This window comes from Shigella sp. FJ200513, assembly GCF_040495915.1.
Lineage (GTDB): Bacteria > Pseudomonadota > Gammaproteobacteria > Enterobacterales > Enterobacteriaceae > ECMA0423.
Genome location: NZ_JBDYCV010000235.1, coordinates 1 through 1,315, shown reverse-complemented (window position 1 = coordinate 1,315; position 1,315 = coordinate 1). Strand labels below are relative to the sequence as shown.

The window sequence follows — 1,315 nt, the reverse complement described above, 5'->3', positions numbered from 1 at the left end:
TGCGGCTGCCGCCACATCCTGCGCCGTCTGCTGTGCGTTTCCGGCTGCGGCCCCGGCGCTCTGCTGCGCCTGCGCCACCATTTCCTCAAAGCGTTTGACGACATCCGGTTTCAGGTCGCCCTCATCAGGAGCAATCAGAAAGTCATTCAGCGTGCCGGGCTTTGAGTCCTCATATACAGCAATGTCGCCAACGTTGTACTCGTTGCGCCAGTCCTGTTTCAGATACACACCATATTTTCCAGTCCGCGCATGGAAACAGTATTCACCATCGTTTCCTGTCATCACATCAGCAACAGTGTTCATCACCACTTCCGGGGTGTTTACCCGGGATTTCAGAATAATATGGTATCCGGACATGGGGATACCTGCGCCATCAGTCAGCGCACCTGATATCACTACAGACATTGTTTTTCTCGCGATAAATTAAATCAGGAAGAACCTTCCGGAGAGGCGGGCCATTCAATGGCGTTGTATGAGGATTTATCAGTGATGGTGCTGAAATCCATCGCCTGCAGCGATTTCGCGTAAATACGACAGGCTTTCAGCTTTTCTTTATCTTCGTCGCTGATTAACCCCAGCAGCAGGTCTTCTTCCCATTCCCCTGTCCGGGCACTGACCTGAGCCAGAAGGGCATCACGCTCATCTTCCGCTTTGAGTCTGTAGTCAAAGACAAATTCATCATTGCGGTAAAACCAGTAACCCGGCGCGGTAATCCGTCGGTTAGCGGTAATATCCGGAACTTCGATAACGCTGGCATTGCGTGGCTCGATGCCTGTCACATCCTTACCGACCCACACCACGCGACCATCTCCGGTGTAAGCTATTTTTATTGTGTCGCTGGCGAAATTCTTCAGCTCTTCATACCAGTTTTTTCCGTCTTCTGAAAAAAGCCAGGTGACCGAATATCGTTTTGTCATCTGATATTGTTCTGCTGTTTTCGGATTACCCGCAGTAATATTTTTTAAATGCAACATTGTTAAATACTCGCTACGTTATACCAGGTGCCATTAATCAGTTTTTGCAGTGGTCGGTAATACACACCGTCAACGTTATCCGCTGAGTTACGGCCGGTATCCGATATCGCCATCCCTGACAGCCCGTGTCCCGAAGGTGCGCAAAATCTCCACGAAACGGTGTTACTGCCGGGGCTGTAATACATTTCATGGCCATACCGTACATCCTGTACCCCCTCTGTTCGATATTTATAGCGGGCATCGAAGTTTCCGTAATTTAACGGAATTACCTGTCCGTTAACAGTGAACACTATGCTGTTATCCGGGTTTCTCTGGCTGAAAAAATGCCAGCCTGAATCATC

3 protein-coding genes are annotated in these 1,315 nt (G+C 49.5%); all 3 read right to left on the bottom strand.

What is annotated here, in order from left to right:
* Positions 1 to 405: prophage tail fiber N-terminal domain-containing protein (locus tag ABZJ92_RS21850; RefSeq protein WP_072075238.1), on the bottom strand; the 405-nt coding region annotated here is incomplete at its 3' end.
* 23 nt (positions 406 to 428) lie between these two features.
* Complete coding sequence (locus ABZJ92_RS21845) at positions 429 to 974, bottom strand: tail fiber assembly protein (RefSeq protein ID WP_000902877.1); 546 nt, start codon at positions 972 to 974, stop codon at positions 429 to 431.
* A 2-nt stretch (positions 975 to 976) separates the two neighbouring features.
* The coding region (locus ABZJ92_RS21840) for a phage tail protein (RefSeq protein WP_077882971.1) at positions 977 to 1,315 on the bottom strand (339 nt) is incomplete at its 5' end.